Source organism: Mycolicibacterium grossiae, from assembly GCF_008329645.1.
Lineage (GTDB): Bacteria > Actinomycetota > Actinomycetes > Mycobacteriales > Mycobacteriaceae > Mycobacterium > Mycobacterium grossiae.
Map to the genome: position 1 here is coordinate 3,496,462 of NZ_CP043474.1, position 18,648 is coordinate 3,515,109.

At 71.1% G+C, this 18,648-nt stretch carries 15 protein-coding genes; 11 read left to right on the forward strand and 4 right to left on the reverse strand.

Going from position 1 to position 18,648, the window contains the following annotated elements:
* The first annotated feature begins 25 nt into the window (after window positions 1-25).
* The 10 genes from FZ046_RS16850 to FZ046_RS16895 all read left to right on the forward strand — a co-directional run bounded on the left by FZ046_RS16850 (window position 26) and on the right by FZ046_RS16895 (window position 11,858).
* Window positions 26-817 (forward strand): ABC transporter ATP-binding protein, encoded by a 792-nt coding sequence (locus FZ046_RS16850; protein WP_211372245.1) that lies wholly within the window; start codon window positions 26-28, stop codon window positions 815-817.
* Window positions 814-1,674 carry an ABC transporter permease gene (locus FZ046_RS16855; RefSeq protein WP_070353260.1) on the forward strand — a complete coding sequence of 287 codons (861 nt, stop codon included), beginning with the start codon at window positions 814-816 and terminating at the stop codon, window positions 1,672-1,674. The genes FZ046_RS16850 and FZ046_RS16855 overlap by 4 nt, the downstream gene beginning before the upstream one ends.
* The gene (locus tag FZ046_RS16860; protein WP_070353259.1) at window positions 1,671-2,465 is read left to right on the forward strand and encodes an ABC transporter permease; all 795 of its coding nucleotides are present in this window, start codon (window positions 1,671-1,673) and stop codon (window positions 2,463-2,465) included. The genes FZ046_RS16855 and FZ046_RS16860 overlap by 4 nt, the downstream gene beginning before the upstream one ends.
* Complete coding sequence (locus FZ046_RS16865) at window positions 2,462-4,771, forward strand: xanthine dehydrogenase family protein molybdopterin-binding subunit (RefSeq protein WP_246182804.1); 2,310 nt, start codon at window positions 2,462-2,464, stop codon at window positions 4,769-4,771. Before FZ046_RS16860 ends, FZ046_RS16865 begins: the two co-directional genes overlap by 4 nt.
* Window positions 4,768-5,643, forward strand: coding sequence for an FAD binding domain-containing protein (locus FZ046_RS16870; protein WP_070353258.1), 876 nt, complete (start codon window positions 4,768-4,770; stop codon window positions 5,641-5,643). Before FZ046_RS16865 ends, FZ046_RS16870 begins: the two co-directional genes overlap by 4 nt.
* The gene (locus tag FZ046_RS16875) at window positions 5,633-6,142 is read left to right on the forward strand and encodes a (2Fe-2S)-binding protein (protein ID WP_070353257.1); all 510 of its coding nucleotides are present in this window, start codon (window positions 5,633-5,635) and stop codon (window positions 6,140-6,142) included. The genes FZ046_RS16870 and FZ046_RS16875 overlap by 11 nt, the downstream gene beginning before the upstream one ends.
* Complete coding sequence (locus FZ046_RS16880; protein ID WP_070353256.1) at window positions 6,129-7,214, forward strand: FUSC family protein; 1,086 nt, start codon at window positions 6,129-6,131, stop codon at window positions 7,212-7,214. Before FZ046_RS16875 ends, FZ046_RS16880 begins: the two co-directional genes overlap by 14 nt.
* Window positions 7,214-8,446: an amidohydrolase family protein gene (locus FZ046_RS16885; protein WP_070353255.1), complete on the forward strand. Its 1,233-nt coding sequence runs from the start codon at window positions 7,214-7,216 to the stop codon at window positions 8,444-8,446. The genes FZ046_RS16880 and FZ046_RS16885 overlap by 1 nt, the downstream gene beginning before the upstream one ends.
* Window positions 8,447-8,541: 95 nt before the next feature.
* Window positions 8,542-9,687, forward strand: a complete 1,146-nt coding sequence (locus FZ046_RS16890) for an acyl-CoA dehydrogenase family protein (RefSeq protein ID WP_407664481.1) — start codon at window positions 8,542-8,544, stop codon at window positions 9,685-9,687.
* Between the two features lie 14 nt (window positions 9,688-9,701).
* Window positions 9,702-11,858, forward strand: a complete 2,157-nt coding sequence (locus tag FZ046_RS16895; RefSeq protein ID WP_099045913.1) for a thiamine pyrophosphate-dependent enzyme — start codon at window positions 9,702-9,704, stop codon at window positions 11,856-11,858.
* An 18-nt stretch (window positions 11,859-11,876) separates the two neighbouring features.
* On the opposite strand, the gene FZ046_RS16900 is transcribed toward FZ046_RS16895, so the two are convergent.
* Genes FZ046_RS16900 through FZ046_RS16910 form a run of 3 tightly spaced genes read right to left on the reverse strand, consistent with a single transcriptional unit; the run spans window position 11,877 to window position 15,304 of the window.
* Window positions 11,877-12,722, reverse strand: coding sequence for a mycofactocin-coupled SDR family oxidoreductase (locus tag FZ046_RS16900; RefSeq protein ID WP_070353254.1), 846 nt, complete (start codon window positions 12,720-12,722; stop codon window positions 11,877-11,879).
* Window positions 12,723-12,725: 3 nt separating this feature from the next.
* A complete protein-coding gene (locus FZ046_RS16905) occupies window positions 12,726-13,040 on the reverse strand; it encodes a putative quinol monooxygenase (protein ID WP_070353253.1) in 315 nt (104 codons plus the stop codon).
* 56 nt (window positions 13,041-13,096) lie between these two features.
* Window positions 13,097-15,304, reverse strand: coding sequence for a SulP family inorganic anion transporter (locus FZ046_RS16910; protein ID WP_246182805.1), 2,208 nt, complete (start codon window positions 15,302-15,304; stop codon window positions 13,097-13,099).
* Between the two features lie 185 nt (window positions 15,305-15,489).
* Between FZ046_RS16910 and FZ046_RS16915 the strand changes: the two genes are divergently transcribed.
* Window positions 15,490-18,105 carry an FtsK/SpoIIIE family DNA translocase gene (locus FZ046_RS16915; protein WP_176749564.1) on the forward strand — a complete coding sequence of 872 codons (2,616 nt, stop codon included), beginning with the start codon at window positions 15,490-15,492 and terminating at the stop codon, window positions 18,103-18,105.
* Window positions 18,106-18,107: 2 nt separating this feature from the next.
* Here the strand turns inward: FZ046_RS16915 and FZ046_RS16920 are convergent, their stop codons facing one another.
* A complete protein-coding gene (locus FZ046_RS16920) occupies window positions 18,108-18,590 on the reverse strand; it encodes an amino-acid N-acetyltransferase (RefSeq protein ID WP_070353308.1) in 483 nt (160 codons plus the stop codon).
* Between the last annotated feature and the right edge of the window lie 58 nt (window positions 18,591-18,648).

Sequence of the window (18,648 nt, forward strand, 5' to 3'; positions counted from 1 at the left end):
GCCAGTGGACTCGCTAGGCATCGAGATGAGCGGCGTTTCGGTCGTGTTCGACACGCCCGCCCGCACGGTCACCGCCGTCACCGGCATCGACCAGACCATCCCGCACTCGAGCTTCGTCTCGATCGTCGGGCCCAGCGGCTGCGGCAAGTCGACGCTCCTGGCAGTGGTGTCGGGACTGCAGAAGGCGACCACCGGCACGGTCAGCGTCGGCGGGCGGCCCGTCACCGGACCGGATCCCAAGATCGGCGTCGTGTTCCAGGAGGACTCCACACTGCCGTGGCGCACGGTCGAGGAGAACGTCGCGTTCGCGATGGAGATGATCGGTACGCCGAAGGCGACCCGTCGCCAACGGGCCGGCGACGCCATCGAACTCGTCGGCCTCGCCGGCTTCGAGAAGTCCTACCCGTCGCAGTTGTCCGGCGGCATGCGTCAGCGCGTCGCGCTGGCACGCACCCTCGCGGTGCAACCGGAAGTGGTGTTGATGGACGAGCCGTTCGCCGCCCTCGACCAGCAGACCCGGCTGTTCCTCGGTGCGGAGGTCCGCCAGATCTGGGCCCGCACCAAGCAGACCATCATGTTCGTCACGCACGACATCTCGGAGGCGATCCTGCTGTCCCAGCAGGTGTGGGTGATGTCCTACCGGCCGGGCACGATCATCGACGTCGTCGACATCGACCTGCCCGGCGAGCGTGACGCCTCGGTGGTGTCCACACCGCGCTTCAACGAATTGCACAACCGGATCTGGGGTTCGCTGCAGGCCGAGTCGATGCGCGGCTTCCAGCAGCAGGAGGCCGGCACGGAGGCGGCGACCACGTGACCGCCTCCTCGACGTCCTTCGTGGCCACCGACGACCTGCCCGCCGAACCCGTGCCCGCCGCCGACGGCCCGTCCTCGGGCACCGGCCGCCGGCGCGGCGTCCCCACACTGGTGTGGAGCGTCCTGGCCACGGTCGGTCTCATCGCGGCCTTCACGGTCCTCGCCGAGATCGGATCGCGCGCCGGCTGGTGGAACGACCACGTCCTACCCGCCCCGTCGGTGGTGTTCGGCGCACTCGGACGCCTGCTCGGCGAGCCGCAGTTCTGGCTCGACGCGCAACGCACCGGTGTCGAGGTGGCCGTCTCGATCGTCTTCGGCTGCCTCCTGGGATTCGTTGCCGGACTGCTGTTCTGGAAGGTGCCCCTGCTCGGCCGGGTGTTCGAGCCCTATCTGGTGTCGTTCTATGCCGTCCCGCTCGTGCTCTTCTACCCCGTGATGATCGTGCTCGTCGGCATCAACGCAATGTCGGTGATCATCCTCGCCACGATCATGGCCGCGATTCCGATGGCACTGAACACCGCCGTCGGGCTCAATCAGATGCCGCCGGTCTACCTGAAACTCGCACGGTCGCTGCGCGCGTCGCCGCGCCAGACGCTGTTCGCGATCGCCATCCCGGCCGCCGGGCCCTACATCGTGGCGGGCCTGCGGCTGGCCGTCGTGTACGCCCTCATCGGCACCATCGCGATGGAGTTCACCACGGCACAGGCCGGATTGGGGTACCGCATCCGCTACCTCTACGAGATCTTCGACAACACGCAGATGTTCGCCTACATCGTGGTGGTGCTACTGCTGTCGTGCGTCCTCACCATCGCCCTCGCCGCCGTCGAGCGGGTACTGCTGAAGGGTAGGAACGCGTGACCGCCACCGTGCCGCCACCCACCGCCGAGACCGCCGCCGCGCCGCCGCACCGCTTCTCGGTCCGGGCGCTGCTGGCCAACCAGTTCGTCGGGGCCGCGCTGCTCGCCGTGCTGGTCGTCATCGCGTGGGAGGTGATGTCCGGCCTGACGTTCGTGATCCCGTCGCCGGTTCAGACGATCACCGTGCTGTTCGCCAACCTGTCGGATCCGACGTACCTGTTCGACCTGCGGGTGACCGCGCAGTCGGTGTTGCTGGCGTTCGTGATCGGCACCGCGGTGGGCGGGGGCACGGGTCTGCTGCTGGGCCTGTCGGCCCGGTTGCGGATGCTCTTCGAGCCGCTGCTCATCATCGTCAACGGCATCCCGAAGATCGTGCTCTACCCGGTGCTGCTACCCATCTTCAGCCTGTCCGGATCGAAGGTGGTCATGGGCGTGCTGTTCGCGCTGTTCCCGGTGCTCGTCAACGTGTCGACCGGCGTGCAGGAGATTCCGCGCGTCTACTGGAAGCTGGCCCGCTCGGTGCGTGCGAATGCCTGGCAGACGCTGGTCCACGTCATCTTCCCCGCCATCCGCCGTCCACTGCTCACCGGCATTCGGCTCGCGGTCAGCCTCGCCGTGGTCGGCGTCGTGCTCTCGGAGTTCTTCGCGACCCGGCGCGGACTGGGCCGGGTGGTGCTGCAGGCCTACAGCCACGGCGACTACCCGTCGATGGTCGCGACCATCATGCTGCTCATCACCATCTCCTTCGGCATCTCGATCGCACTGTGGCAGTGGGAGAAGCGAATCCATTGAGCGACACCACCGGAGGCTTCATCGGCTCCTCGGTGGGGCGCCGCGAGGACGAGCGTCTGCTCGGCGGCCGCGCCGGCTTCCTCGCCGACCACGCCGCAGGCGCACGGCACGTCGTGTTCGTCCGGTCCACGGAGGCCGCGGCGCACATCACCGGCATCGACACGACGGCGGCCGCCGCCATGCCGGGCGTGTACGGCGTGTACACCGCGGCCGACCTCGGGTTGACGGGCGTGGCGTTCCCGGCCCTCACGACGCCGGATCCGGACTTCAGCGCCGCCACCTCGCTGCGACTGGTCGAGCAGCGGTTGCCGATCCTCGCGACCGAGCGCGTCCACTACGTCGGGCAGCCCATCCTCGCCGTCGTCGCCGACGACCGCTACCTCGCCGAGGATGCCGCCGAAGCCGTCGAGATCGGCTACGACCCCATCCCGCCGGTCGTCGACGCGCAATCCGCGCTCGACCCGGCGAGCCCCGTGGTCTTTCCTCACCTGCACGGCAACGAAGCCGCGTCCCTCGAGTACTCGTTCGGTGACCCCGACGCCGCGGTGGCGGCCGCCGCCGTCGTGGTGGCGGACACCTACCGGATGGAGCGCCACGGCGCCGTACCGCTGGAATGCCGCGGCGTGCTCGCGACGTTCGACACCGGTCGCCGCCGCGTCGAGGTGCTCACCTCGACCCAGGTCCCGCACATGGTGCGCAACGCCATCTGCGCGGTGACGGGGTGGACCCGCGAGGACGTCAAGGTCGCCGTGCCCGACGTCGGCGGCGGCTTCGGCACCAAGGCCAACGTGTACGGCGAGGAGGTCGTCCTCGCGGTGCTCGCCCGCCGCACCGGGCTGCGGGTGATCTGGGTCGAGGACCGCCAGGAGCACCTGGTGGCCAGCGCGCAGGGCAGGGACCAGGTGCACCACGCGCGGCTCGCGGTCGATGCGCGGGGCAGGATCACCGCATGGGCGGACGACTTCGTCGTCGACATCGGCGCCGGCAGCCTGTGGGTGGCCGGCATCGTCGCCAACACCGCGGTCCACCTCATGGGCCCCTACCGCATCCCCGCCATGCACGTGCGGGGACGGGCGGCGCTGACCAACAAGACCCTGGTGGCGCAGTACCGCGGCGCCGGGCGCCCGGAGGCGACGTTCGCGTTGGAACGCAGCCTCGATGCCGCGGCATCCGCACTCGGCCTGTCCGGCACCGAGATCCGGCGCCGCAACCTGCTGACGGCCGACGACCTGCCCTACCCTCGGCCCATCCCGTACCGCGACGGCGTGCCCATCTCCTACGACGGCGGCGACTACGCCGCGTGCCTCGACTCGGTGAGCCAGGCGTTGCCGCCCGCCGACGTCACCGCCTGTGCGAGCAGCCATCCCGACTACCGGATCGGCTACGGGGTGGCGGCGTACCTGGAAGCCACCGGACGGGGACCGCACGAGACGGCCCGGGTTCGGTTGCTGCCCACCGGCACCGTCGAGGTCACCGCCGGCGCCGCCTCCGCGGGACAGGGCCACGAAACGGTCTTCGCCCAGGTCGCCGCCGACGCGCTGGCCGTGCCCCTCGAGAGGGTGCGCTACCTGCCCGCCGACACCGACCGGCTGGCAGACGGCGTCGGCACGTTCGCCAGCCGCTCGGCGATCCTCGCCGGCTCCGCGGTGCACCAGGCGTGCGGCGAACTGGTCGACCTGGCACGCCGGCGTGCCGCCGAAGTGCTGGGCCTCGATCCGGACGCCGACGTCGTGGAGTACGGGGCCGGGCGCTTCACCGCGGGAGCCCGATCCACCGGGTGGGACGAGATCGCCGCGACCACCCGACACGGAGCCGCGGTGGACGTCTCGACGGTGTTCTGCGTGGACACCGTGACGTGGACGATGGGGGTGCACGCGGTGATCCTGGGCGTGCACCGGCGCACCGGCATCGTGAAGGTCCTGCGCTACGCGGTGTCCCACGAGGGCGGCCGCGAGATCAATCCGCGGATCGTCGAGGGGCAGATCATCGGCGGCGTCGCCCAGGGCATCGGTGGCGCGCTGTTCGAGGCGTGGCGCTACTCGCCGTCCGGCGAACCGACGTCGACCACGTTCGCCGCCTATCACCTGCCGCTGACCACCGACGTGCCCGACGTGGTCGTCGATCACCACCACGTGGACACCCCGGTGAACCCCATCGGGGTGCGCGGGGCGGGGGAGAGCGGCACCATCGCGGTGTATGCGGCCGTTGCCGCCGCGGTCGACGACGCGCTCGGCGCCGGCTGCCACGTCCGCACCACCCCCATCGATACCGGCGACCTCTGTCGTCGGCTGCGGGCCGCATCGTGAAGCCTGCACCGTTCGCCTACCACCGCCCCGACTCGGTCACCGAGGCGTTGACCGTCCTCGCCGAGGACCCGGACGCGAAGCTCCTCGCGGGCGGGCAGTCGCTGCTGACGCTGATGAACCTGCGGCTGGCGCGACCGTCGGCCGTCGTCGATCTGGGCCGGCTCGCCGAACTCGGCCGGATCTTCGACGACACCGACGACCTGGTACTCGGGGCGATGGTCACGCACCGCACCGTGGAGACCGACCCGCTGATCGCCGCGCGGGCACCGCTGCTCGCCGACGCCGCGCGCTACATCGGTCACGTCGGCATCCGCAATCGCGGCACGATCGGCGGTTCGGTGGCCCACGCCGATCCCGCGGCGGAGATGCCGCTCGCCACACTGGTTCTCGGCGCCACCTTCCACGTCGAGTCGGCGCGCACCGGCCGGCGCCGAATCGCCGCCGAGGACATGTTCGTCTCGTTCTACACGAGTGCGCTCGAGGCCGACGAGATGGTCACGTGGATCTCGGTGCCCGCAATCCGCGCCGATCAGGGCTGGGGTTTCGTCGAATATGCGCGCCAGCACGGCGATTACGGGCTGGCCGGCGCCGGCTGCCTGGTGACCCTGGGCGCCGACGGACGGATCCGCGCGGTGCGGGCGGCGGCCATGAGCGTGGCCGACCGGCCGCTGGCGTTCACCGGAGAGCAGGTGGTGGGCGAACTCCCGTCGGAGCGACTGTGGCGCGACCTCGCCCGGGGATGGGCCGAGGGCACCGAACCCGCCGCCGACGACGCCGAGTACGCGCGCGCACTGTGCGCCGACGCACTCGCCGAGGCGCTGGCCGACGCCACCCGCAGGGCCACTGGGAGGGAGGACGCCGATGACCGCTGAGACGAACGTGCCGATCTCGGTGACCGTCAACGGCCGTCTGGTGCGGCGGTCGGTGCCGCCGCGGCGGACACTGGCCGATTTCCTGCGTGACGACCTGGGGCTCACCGGAACGCACCTCGGGTGCGAACACGGTGTCTCCGGCGCCTGCACGGTGTTCGTCGACGGCCGGTCGTCACGGGCCTGCCTGATGCTCGCGGTCCAAATCGACGGCACGATCGTCGACACGGTCGAGGGTCTCGACCAGTTCGAGGAAACCGCCCGGCTGCGCCGCGCGTTCTCCGCGCGCGGCGGGCTGCAGTGCGGCTTCTGCACGCCCGGCTTCCTGGTGACCGCGGTCGAACTGCTGCGCGATCCCGATGCCGAGAAGCCGCTGACCGCCGATTCGGTGCGAGAGACGTTGTCCGGCAACATTTGTCGCTGCACCGGATACCAGGGCATCGTAGCGGCGGTGCTCGACGCCGCGAAGCCCCCGGACAGCGCGGACAGTGCCGACAGCTGAGGCGCGCATCCGCCCGGTGTGGCGGCGTGTCGCCGACCTGCTCCGCCCGGTCGGCAGCAGCAGGTGGTCGATGGCGGCGTGGTTGGCCGCCGGGCTCGGTGCCGTGCTGGTCGCGTCCGCGGCCGCCGGCCGTGGCGCGCTCGGTTCGGCGGTCGCGCTGGGTCTGGTACTCGCCGCCGTTCCCGCCCTGCCCACGGCGTGGCGACCGGGCGTCGCGATCCTGGCGATCCGGGGATCCGCCGTGCTGACCGGTGCGTTGGTGGCCATCGCCGCGGCGGCGCAGCCGGTGGCGCTGGCGGCGGTCACCGTACTCGCGGCCGTGACGGGCGCGCTGTTGCGCCGCGTCGGTCCCACGCTGGGGCTGGCCGTGGTCCTCGTCGCCGTCGACGCCCCCGCGGGGGGAGCCCCTCTGGCCGCGGTCCTGCCCTACGTCGGCGGCGTCGCGGTGGCCGCCGTCTGCTGGGCGGCGTGGTACGCGTGCGACCGCCTGCGGGGCGCCTCGTCGCACGAGGGCACCGCGACGGCAAGCGCACCGGGACGCACGGGTCGGCACGCCGTCACCGTCGGCAGCACCGTCGCGTGCGCCGTCCTGGCCGCGCACCTGCTGCCGGATGGTCTGGTGGGCGGGCACTGGCTGATCACCAGCGTGCTGCTCACCGTGCAACCGGTCGCCGCCGACACCGGAGTGCGCCTGGCGCAACGCCTCTTGGGCAATACCCTGGGCGCGGTGATCGCCGCCGCGGTCCTGGGCGCACGCCCGGCCCTGGTCGTCGTCGCCGCACTGGCCGTGGCGCTGTTCACCCTCGCCATGGCGCTGCGGCCGGTCAACTACACGTGGTGGGCCGTCACCGGCCCGCCGGTGCTCCTGGTGGTCAGCGAGTACCCGCACCTCTTCCCGTGGTACGAGGGCGGCATCCGGCTCGCCATGAACCTCGGCGGCGCAATCGTGGTGCTGCTCGTCGTGTTCGGGGTTCCGGCTCTGTGGCGGAGCATCTTTCGCCGCTCGGCGGTCGACTACCGGGAATCCTTTGCGTCGGATACTGTATACGAAATGCAACGGAGGAGGGTGTAGTGGCGACGCTGCTCGTGAAGGACATCGGCCTCCTGGTGCACGGCGACCGGACCATCACGCCGGTCCGCGACACCACGCTGCTGATCGAGGACGGGGTGATCGCCGGCATCGGCGGGCACGCCCCGGCCGACCGCGTCCTCTCGGCCGGCGGTCTCACCGTCATGCCGGGCCTGGTCGACGGGCACGTGCACCCCACGTTCGGCGAGTGGACGCCCGCGCAGGACGCCGTCGGGTGGATCCACAACTACCTGCACGGCGGAACGACGTCGATGGTCTCGGCGGGGGAGCTGCACATCCCCGGGCTCGCCTTCGACGCGCTGACGCCGGAACTCGTCCTCAGCATCGCGATCACCAGCAAGCACACCACCGGCCGCATGCGGCCCTCCGGGGTGAAGGTCGACGCCGGCACCGTGCTGCTGGTGCCGGGGATGACCGAGGAGCACTTCGACCGCGCCCACCGCGAGGGCATCGACCAGCTCAAGTTCATCTTCTACGACTGGAATCGCCTGGGCGACGGGGAGGCTCAGCGCTACGTGCGGTGGGCCCACGAACGCGGCATGACCGTCAAGCTGCATTCCGGAGGCGTGTCGCGGTCGGGGTCGAGTCGGGTCGCCGGCGCCGACGTCGTCAAGGCCGTGGTGCCCGACGTCGTCGGCCACATCTCCGGTGGACCCATCCCGCCACCCGACGCCGACATCGTCGCGATCATCGCCGATCTGCCCGACACCTACGTCGAGGTGTGCAGCTCCAACAACTACCGCGCCACCACGGTCGTGGTCGACGAACTCACCCGCCGCGGTCGGCTCGACCGGCTGACACTCGGAACCGACACCCCGGGCGGCACGGGGGTGATCCCGCGCGGCATGCTGCGCAACGTCTGCTTCCTCGCGTCGGTCTGCGGGGTCGACCCGGTGTCGGCCGTGGCGGCGGCGACCGGACAGACGGCCAAGGCGCACGGATTGCGCACCGGCGTCATCGCCGAGGGCATGCCCGCCGACCTCCTGGTCCTCGGGCCGATCACGGGGTCGACGGCCACCGACGCCCTGGAGTCCTTCGCCCTCGGCGACCTTCCCGGCATCGCCACGGTGCTCGTCGACGGCGAGCCCCTGGTCGCCACGCGCAGCGAGCAGACCCCGCCACCGAGCCGCGCGGTCACCTGGCGCGGCGCCACCCCGCGGCCGGAACCCCCGCGGCCGGCGCCGGTCCCGGTGCACGCCAGCGGCTGCTGCTGACCCACGTCCCCACCACCCGAGGAGCCATCGTGTCCACCGCCATCAGCGCCCCGAAGACGCCAAGCCCCAAGGTCGGCCCCACGACGCCCGACGTCCTGCTACGGGTCGACGGCCTCCTCGACGAGGAGGAGCGCCAGATCCGCGACACCGTACGGGCTCTGGTGAGGAGCCGCATCGCCCCCGAGATCGCCGGCTGGTACGAGGCCGGCGAGCTGCCCGCCCGTGACCTGGCCGTCGAACTCGGCAGCCTCGGTCTGCTGGGCATGCACCTTCGGGGGTACGGCTGCGCGGGTACCTCCGCGGTGGCCTACGGGCTGGCCTGCCTGGAACTGGAGGCGGGCGACTCGGGCATCCGGTCGCTGGTCAGCGTGCAGGGATCGCTGGCGATGTTCGCGCTGCACGCCTTCGGCAGCGAGGAGCAGAAGGAGCAGTGGCTGCCGCAGATGTCGGCAGGCCGTGCGATCGGCTGCTTCGGTCTCACCGAACCCGACTTCGGTTCGGATCCGGCGGGCATGCGCACGCGAGCCACGCGATCCGGGGACGACTGGATCCTCAACGGGGCCAAGATGTGGATCACCAACGGCTCGGTCGCCGACGTGGCGATCGTGTGGGCGCGGACCGACGAGGGGATCCGCGGCTTCGCGGTACCCACCGACACCCCCGGCTTCGCCGCGCATGCCATCACGTCGAAGATGTCGCTGCGCGCCTCGGTCACCAGCGAACTCGTCCTCGACGACGTGCGTCTGCCCGACAGTGCCCGGCTTCCGGGCGCCACCAGTCTGCGGGCGCCGCTGTCCTGCCTCAACGAGGCGCGGTTCGGCATCGTGTTCGGCGCGGTCGGCGCCGCCCGGGACTGCCTCGAGACCGCGCTCGCCTACGCTCGGTCACGCACCCAGTTCGACCGTCCCATCGGCGGTTTCCAGCTGACGCAGCAGAAGCTGGCCGACATGACGCTCGAGTACGGCAAGGCGCTGCTGCTGGCGTTGCACCTCGGCCGCGCCAAGGACGCCGACGGGCTGCGGCCCGAGCAGGTCAGTCTCGGCAAGCTCAACAACGTGCGCGAGGCCATCGGCATCGCCCGCACCGCCCGCACCATCCTGGGCGCCAGTGGGATCACCGGCGAGTACCCGGTCATGCGGCACGCCAACAACCTCGAGTCGGTGCTCACCTACGAGGGCACCAGCGAGATGCATACTCTGGTGATCGGGCAGGCGCTCACCGGAACCGCCGCATTCCGCTGAGGAGGCTCGCGACAGTGGCCGAACAGATCGACGAGTACTTCACCGCGACCGTCGCCGGAATGGATGCCCCGGCTGCCACCAATCCTGCCGTCTTGCAGGGTATTTCGGCGCAGCGCGTCCTCGAGGTGTTCGAGGCCCAGCTGGGCAGCAGGCACCTCGACCTGGCGGCGCGCTGGCTGCGGTCACGCGGCGCGGGCTTCTACACCATCGGATCGGCTGGCCACGAGAGCAATGCCGCGGTGGCGGCGGCGCTGCGGCCCACCGATCCCGCGCTGCTGCACTACCGTTCGGGCGGCTTCTACCTGGCGCGGGCGCGTCAGGTCGACGGTGGCGATCCGCTGCGCGACGTGCTGCTGGGCCTCGTCGCGGCCACCGCGGAGCCGATCTCGGGCGGCAGGCACAAGGTCTTCGGCCGCCATGACCTCACCGTGATCCCGCAGACGTCGACGATCGCCTCGCACCTGCCCCGCGCGCTCGGCGTGGCCTTCAGCATCGCGCGGGCCCGCAAGCTCGGCGCCCGCAGTCCGTGGCCCGACGACGCGCTGGCGGTGTGCAGCTTCGGCGACGCCTCGGCCAACCACTCCACGGCGGTCGGCGCGCTCAACGCCGCGATGCACACCGCCTACCAGGGCGTCCCCATGCCGTTGCTGTTCGTCTGCGAGGACAACGGCATTGGCATCAGCGTCCCCACTCCACGGGGATGGATCGCGCGCACCTACGGCGACCGGCCCGACCTCGCCTACTTCGCCGCCGACGGCGCAGACCCGACCGACGTCCTCGCCACCGCCGAGCGGGCGGCCGCCTACGTGCGCACCCGGCGGCGCCCGGCGTTCCTGCACCTGCGCACCGTGCGGCTGATGGGTCACGCCGGTTCGGACTTCGAGCCCGCCTACCGCACGCCGGACGAGATCACCACCGACTACGCCCGCGACCCGTTGCTGGGCACCGCACGACTCCTGATCGCCGCCGGGGTGCGGACGCCACGCGACGTCCTCGACGCCTACGAGGCCACCCGCGACGAGGTCCTCGCGATGGCGGCCGAGGTGGCCGAGTTGCCGCAGCTGGACAGCGCCCGCGCCGTCCTGGCTCCGCTGCGGGACGCACTCGACGACGCGGTGGCGGCCAGCACGGCGGCGCCGGCGGTCGAGCGCGGCACCGGATCGCCGATCACGTTGGCGCAGGCGGTGAATGGTGCGCTACGCGACGTGCTGACCGACGTGCCCGGCACCGTCGTCTTCGGTGAGGACGTCGGTCGCAAGGGCGGCGTGTACGGCGTCACGCGGGGGCTGCAGGCCACCTTCGGCCGGGCCCGTGTGTTCGACACGCTGCTCGACGAGCAGTCGATCCTCGGGCTGGCGCTCGGTGGTGCGGTGTCGGGTCTGCTGCCGATCCCCGAGATCCAGTACCTCGCCTACCTGCACAACGCTGCCGACCAGATCCGCGGCGAGGGCGCGACCCTGCAGTTCTTCTCCAACCGGCAGTACCGCAACCCCATGGTGGTGCGCATCGCGGGCTACGGCTACCAGAAGGGGTTCGGCGGGCACTTCCACAACGACAACTCGATCACCGCCATCCGGGACATCCCCGGCCTGGTGATCGCCTCGCCCTCGCGCGCCGACGACGCCGCGGCGATGCTGCGGGCCTGCGTCATCGCCGCCCGGTCGGCCGGTGTGGTGTGCGTGTTCCTCGAACCGATCGCGCTGTACCACACCAAGGATCTGTACGCCGACGGCGACGACGGGTGGCTGGCCGTCGATACCGGCGCCGTGACGCCGCTCGGGCGGGCGCGCACCTACGGCGACGGGCGCGACCTGACGATCCTGACGTTCGGCAACGGCGTCCCGATGAGCCTGCGGGTCACCCGCCGGCTCGCCGACCTCGGCATCGGCACCCGGGTCGTCGACCTCCGCTGGCTCGCACCGCTTCCGGTCGACGACGTGCTGGCCGAGGCTGCGGCGACCGGACGGGTCCTGGTGGTCGACGAGACGCGGCGCAGTGGCGGCGTCAGCGAGGGCGTGCTCAGTGCGCTGATCGACCACGGGTACACCGGCGCGATGACGCGGGCGGCGAGCCACGACGGCTTCATTCCACTCGGCGATGCGGCCCTGCACGTGCTGCTCTCCGAGGACGCCGTGTACGACGCCGCACTCGAGCTGGTCCGCGGGTCCTAGCCGTCATCGGCTGAGAGATCAGCGCTTGTTCACGTAGCCGGCGTCGAGGGGCAGCGTCACGCCGGTGACGTAGCGGGCGGCGTCGGAGACCAGCCACAGCACCGCGTTCGCCACGTCCTCGGCGTCGAGCGTCTGCACCGGAAGGGCGTTCGTCATGCTCGGGCCGCCGACCTGCTGCTGGGCCATGCCCTCGAGCCAGCTGCGGGTGAAGTCGTTGTCGATCATCGGAGTGTCCACCCCCGCCGGATGGATCGAGTTGACCCGGATGCTGAACGACGCCAGGTGATTCGCGTACACGCGCATCAGGCCGACGATGCCGTGCTTGGCCGCCGCGTAGGCCACCGAGCCCGCCACCGGGGACGCCAGCCCCACCAGGCCGGCCACCGAACTGGTCAGCACGATCGATCCGCCGTTGCCCGCCTTGATCATCGGCCGCATCGCGACGTCGACGGTGTGGTACACCCCGGTCAGGTTGACGTCGAGAACGTCACCCCAGGCGTCCTGACCGTCCATCGGGGCGATCCCGGCGTTGGCCACCACGATGTCCAGCCGCCCGCCGAGCCGCTCCACGCCGTCACGCAACGCGGTCTTGAGTGCCGCACGGTCGCGAACGTCGGCTTGGGTGGCCACGATTCGCGCCCCGGTGTCCTCGACCAGCTTCACCGTGGCGCCGAGGTCGTCGCGGGTCGCCAACGGATAGGGGACCGACGCGATCTGCTCGCACAGATCGACGGCGATCACGTCGGCGCCCTCCGAGGCCAGCTTCACCGCGTGCGCGCGGCCCTGGCCGCGGGCCGCCCCGGTGATGAACGCGACCTTGCCCGCCAGACAGCCCCGCCGAGGAGCGTCCCGCCCGTCGGTCACGGGTTAGCCCCGCAGCCGACCCTTGGCCGGGTCACCGGCGACGACGGGGGAGAGCATCTTGATGTCCGGCGCGCCGTCGAGGTGTTCGCCGACCGCGCCGAACAGCGCCCCGATGGCCGGGGCGGTGCTGTGCGTCTTCAGCGCCTCCTCGTCGGCCCACTGCTCGACGAACACGAACGTGCCGTTGGCCTCGTGCAGGGCGTACAGCTCGCACCCGGGCTCGTCGTGCACCGCTTCGATGGCCTTCGTGCACGCATCCCGCACCGTGTCGACGGATTCCGGTTTGGCGGTCATGGTGGCGACGACGACGATGGGCATGCGGTCTCCTCTACGTTGAGTGATTCGGCGCACACCTTACCGAGTCGGCGTGCAGGTCAGCTGGATACCTCACGAACCACGTCCACGGCGGCAGCGTGCTGGTCGACCTCGGTGATCTCCTCGTCGCCGACGAGGTAGAGGCGCGCGGTGCGCAGGTCGAGGAACATGCCGACCACGGTCACCGACCCCGCGGCCACGCGCTCAGCCACCAGCGGATGCCGCTGCACCGCGGCGACCTGGGTGGCGACGTTGACGACGCTGAGCTGGTCGGCGCCGGTGAAGCCCGCCGCGGCGGCCGCGCGGGCCACGGGGTGGTCGTCGCGGAACGCGCGCAGGCTCTCGGCGCCGTGCTCCAGCCAGCGCCCCATCGAGCCATCCGCCGAGCCGTGCGCGAGATCGTGCATCGCGTCGCACTCGGAGTGTCCGCAGATCGCGATGGTCCGCACCGACAGTCGGTCGACGGCGTAGCTCAACGCGGACTCGACCGAGAGGTCCGCACCGACTAGGTTGCCCACGTTGCGCACGTTGAGGAGTTCGCCCGGCGCGCTGTCGGTGATCAGATTGGGCAGGATCCGGGCATCGGCACACGTCACCAGCATCGTGTGCGGGTCGTGATGTGCGCCCTCGGTTTTCAGACGCTCGCGAAGCAGTGGCGCGAGACCGTTGGTGAACCGGTCGACCCCGCCGGCGAACTGCGGCGGCAGGACGAGTCGCAGGGCGGAGACCACCCGCCGTCCCTCGGTGTCGCGCACGGGCGGCCGGGCGTGGGCGAATTCCATGCGCGCCGTTCCGGTTTCGGTGACCGTGACGTGGTCGCCGTGGGCGCGGCGCTGCTTGATCCACTCCTCGAGCGTGTCCAGGGCGGCATGGTCGAGGTAGTCCACGTTGAGGTCGATGAACACCTCGGCGCCGGCCGGGATCGCCGACAGCGCCGCGGTCAGCCGCGGCAGCGCGAGGAAGCTGCAGGAGCCGGTGATCGCCACGTGCCAGCGCGGCGGCCCCGCCGCGCCGATCCGGCTGGTCAGGTCCTCGGCCACGATCGACACGCGCACGATGCGCCAGGCGGCGATCGCGATGGCGAGCACCAGGCCGATGAGGACGCCCTCGAGGAGGTTGAGGAACACCACGGCCGCGAGCGTCACGCCGTAGATGAGCAGTTCGCCCGTGCGGCGCGCGAGGTCGATGTGCGCGAGCTTCACCAACTGGACGCCGATGACGATGAGCAGACCGGCGAGCGCGGCGTTGGGGATCATCTCCACCACGCCGACCCCGAAGACCGAGAACAGCAGGAGCCAGACGCCGTGCAGTGCCGCTGAGGCGCGGGTCCGGGCGCCCGCAGTGACGTTGGCGGTGCTGCGGACGATGACGCCGGTGACCGGCAGCCCGCCGAGCAGCCCCGACGACACGTTCGCGGTGCCCTGGCCGACGAGTTCGCGGTTGAAGTCGGTGCGCGGACCGCTGTGCATCTTGTCCACGGCGGTCGCCGAGAGCAGGCTCTCGACGCTCGCAATCAGCGCGACGGTCAGCACGGCGATCGCGATGGACGACCAACTGCCCTGCGGCATGTCCGGCAGCCCGATGGCGTCGATCACCGACTCGTCGAGCGCGATGCGGTCGGTGCTCAGGCCGGGCAGGTAGCTGACCGACGTCGCGACGACGACGGCGATGAGAGCCGCGGGCACCGCTCGCAGGCGTGCCGGGGCGAATCGCCACGTCAGCATCACGGCGATCACCAGCCCGCCGATCAGCACCTCCGACCACGACGGGGAGGCGAGCTGGCCCGGCAGCGCGGTCAGGTTCTCCCAGGCATTACTGCGTGGTCCGCCGCCGAGCAGGACGTGGACCTGCTGCAGTGCGATGGTGATGCCGATGCCGGCCAGCATGGCGTGCACGACGATGGGCGCGATGGCGAGCGCAGCGCGGGCGATGCGGCTGAGTCCGAGCAGGATCTGCAGGACACCCGCGGCGGCGGTGATGGCGCACGTCGCCTTCCAGCCGAACTGGGCCACCAGCTCGGCCACCACGACGGTCAGGCCCGCGGCGGGACCGCTGACCTGGAGCGGGGATCCACCGACCAGGGCGCAGACGATGCCGCCGACGATGGCGGCGATCAACCCGGCGACGACGGGCGCACCCGATGCGACGGCGATGCCGATCGACAGCGGCAGCGCCACCAGGAACACGACCAGCGAGGCGGGAACGTCGTAGCGAAAGATGCTGTGTAACAACGGGTTAACATTTCGGGATTCCGTCGTGGCGGTCACCGCACCGAGAGTAACCGCGGCCACGGATTTCGTCGTGTTACCGAACCGTGACGCTGGCCACGTTCGGCTCGTCGCAGGTCGCAATGGTCTTCGGTGGCGACGCATTCCGTTGACCGGATGGTTGCCATTCTGTGACCCGTGTGGCTGATGGTGTTTCTGGGATGCCTGGGACTAGGCTGGACGGCATGGCAAGTAAGACCGTCAGCCGATCTGGCGCACGAAACACCAGGTCAGGCACGGCCGCACGCAGTGGCGCCCGGCCGAAGCGGCCGGCGCCCCCGCGCCGCAAGCCGGCCAAGCGCAGCGCGGCGAGTGCGGGCGTGGGCTCGGCGGGCGCCGCCGTGGGCCGCGGTGCCCGCGCCGGCTGGCTGATGGTCGCCCGCGGGGCGGGTAGCACGGCGCGCTCGATCGGGCGCGCACGCGATCTCGAACCCGGGCACCGCCGCGACGGCATCGCCCTCGCTCTGCTCGCCCTCGCGGTGATCGTCGCCGCCAGTTCGTGGTTCGACGCCGCCCGTCCCGTCGGCGGCTGGATCGACACGGCCGTGCGCACCCTCGTCGGTGCGGCCGTCGTGCTGGTGCCCCTGGTTCTCGCCACGATCGCCGTCGTCCTCATGCGCACCGAACCGCGTCCGGAGACCCGGCCGCGTCTGGTGCTCGGCGCCGTCATGATCGCCCTGCCCGTGCTCGGACTGTGGCACCTGTGGGCGGGAGCTCCCGCTGATTCCGTGGCGCGCCGCGACGCGGCCGGTTTCCTCGGCTTCGCCATCGGCGGCCCGCTTGCCGACGGGCTCACCGCCTGGATCGCCGCGCCCCTGCTCGTGATGGCGGTGCTGTTCGGCGTCCTGCTGATGACCGGCACCACGATCCGGGAGGTGCCCGCCACCCTGCGCGAGCTGTTCGCGACGGGTTACCGCGGTCAGGACTACGGCGACGAGGACTACGGCGACGACGATCTCCACGACGACGGCTACGGCGACACGCACGGTGACGACGTCACCGCCCCGGCCGCCCCCCGGTCGCGGTCGAGGTCCCGCCGCGCCGCCGCGCCGCCGCCCGAGGACTTCTCCGACGGGTACTACGACGCCGTCGCGCCCGAGACGGCCGAGAACGAGCCGGCCGCCTGGACCGCCGCGCCGTCGGGCACCCCGTACGACAACTACCCGCCCGACGAACCGGCGCCCGCGCCGGAACCGGCACGCCCCGCCCGCCGCGCGAAGGCGCCGGTCGACGAGGACGCTCCGAAGCGCGCCGCCAAGGAGACGATGGTGCTCGACCGGGTCGTGGAGGGGCCGTATTCCCTGCCGCCGCTCGACCTGCTGATCGCCGGCGAGCCGCCGAAGCGCCTCACCGCAGCCAATCAGCACATGACGGATGCCATCACGTCCGTGCTGGAGCAGTTCAAGGTCGACGCCGCCGTCACCGGCTGCACCCGCGGCCCGACCGTGACTCGCTACGAGGTGGAACTCGGCCCCGGCGTGAAGGTCGAGAAGATCACCGCGCTGCACCGCAACATCGCCTACGCGGTGGCCACCGAGAGCGTGCGCATGCTGGCCCCGATCCCCGGCAAGTCGGCCGTCGGCATCGAGGTGCCCAATACCGACCGCGAGATGGTGCGCCTTGCCGACGTGCTCACCGACCCCGTGGTGCGCAGCGATCACCACCCGCTCGTCATCGGCCTCGGCAAGGACATCGAGGGCGAGATGATCTCGGCCAACCTCGCCAAGATGCCGCACCTGCTGGTGGCGGGCTCGACCGGTTCGGGCAAGTCGAGCTTCGTCAACTCGATGCTGGTGTCGCTGCTCACCCGCGCCACCCCCGACGAGGTCCGGATGGTGCTGATCGACCCGAAGATGGTCGAACTGACGCCCTACGAGGGCATCCCGCACCTCATCACCCCGATCATCACGCAGCCGAAGAAGGCCGCGGCCGCGCTGGCCTGGTTGGTCGAGGAGATGGAGCAGCGCTACCAGGACATGCAGGCCTCGCGGGTGCGCCACATCGACGTGTTCAACGAGAAGGTGCGCTCCGGCGAGATCACCACGCCATTGGGTAGCGAACGGGTCTACAAGCCGTATCCCTACATCCTCGCCATCGTCGACGAGCTGGCCGACCTGATGATGACCGCGCCCCGCGACGTCGAGGACGCCATCGTGCGGATCACGCAGAAGGCCCGCGCGGCCGGCATCCACCTGGTGCTGGCGACGCAGCGCCCGTCGGTCGACGTCGTCACCGGCCTGATCAAGACCAACGTGCCGTCGCGGCTGGCGTTCGCCACGTCGTCACTGACCGACAGCCGCGTCATCCTGGACCAGCCGGGCGCGGAGAAGCTGATCGGCATGGGCGACGGACTGTTCCTGCCCATGGGCGCCAACAAGCCCATCCGGCTGCAGGGCGCCTTCATCAGCGACGAGGAGATCCAGGCCGTCGTCGAGGCCACCAAGGCCCAGGCGCAGCCCGAGTTCGTCGACGGCGTGACGGCGGCCAAGCCGTCCGGCGAGCGCACCGACGTCGACCCCGACATCGGCGACGACATGGACGTGTTCCTGCAGGCCGTCGAACTGGTCGTCTCGTCGCAGTTCGGTTCGACGTCGATGCTGCAGCGCAAGCTGCGCGTCGGCTTCGCCAAGGCGGGGCGCCTGATGGACCTCATGGAGACCCGCAACATCGTGGGACCGTCGGAGGGGTCCAAGGCCCGCGAGGTGCTGGTCAAGCCCGACGAGCTGGCGGGCACGCTGGCGCTGATCCGCGGCGGGGCCGACGCCACCGGTGCGGATGCCGGCGACGAACCCGACTTCTAGACCTAGAGATGCAGCAGCATCCGGGTGTTGCCGAGGGTGTTGGGCTTGACGTAGGAGAGGTCGAGGAACTCCGCGACGCCGATGTCGTAGGACCGGCACATCTCCTCGAACACCTCGGCGGTCACCGGGGTGCCGTCGATCTCGGCGAAACCGTGCCCAGCGAAGAAGTCGGTCTCGAAGGTGAGGACGAAGATCCGCTTCAGGTGCAGCTCGCGTGCGACGTCGAGCAGCCGGTCCACGACCGCGTGGCCGACGCCGCGGCCGCGCACCCGCGGGTGGGCGGCGACGGTGCGCACCTCGCCGAGATCGGACCACAGCACGTGCAGGGCCCCGCAGCCCACGACCTCGCCGTCGAGTTCGGCGACCCAGAACTCCTGGACCGCCTCGTAGAGGGTGACGAGATTCTTCTCGAGCAGGATCTTGCCGGCGTAGATGTCGACGAGGGCCTTGATCGCGGGGACGTCCGACGTGCGGGCGCGACGCACCACCACGGCGTCGGCGGCAGCGGTCCCTGGGCCCTCGGTCACAGGTGGCAGAGTATCC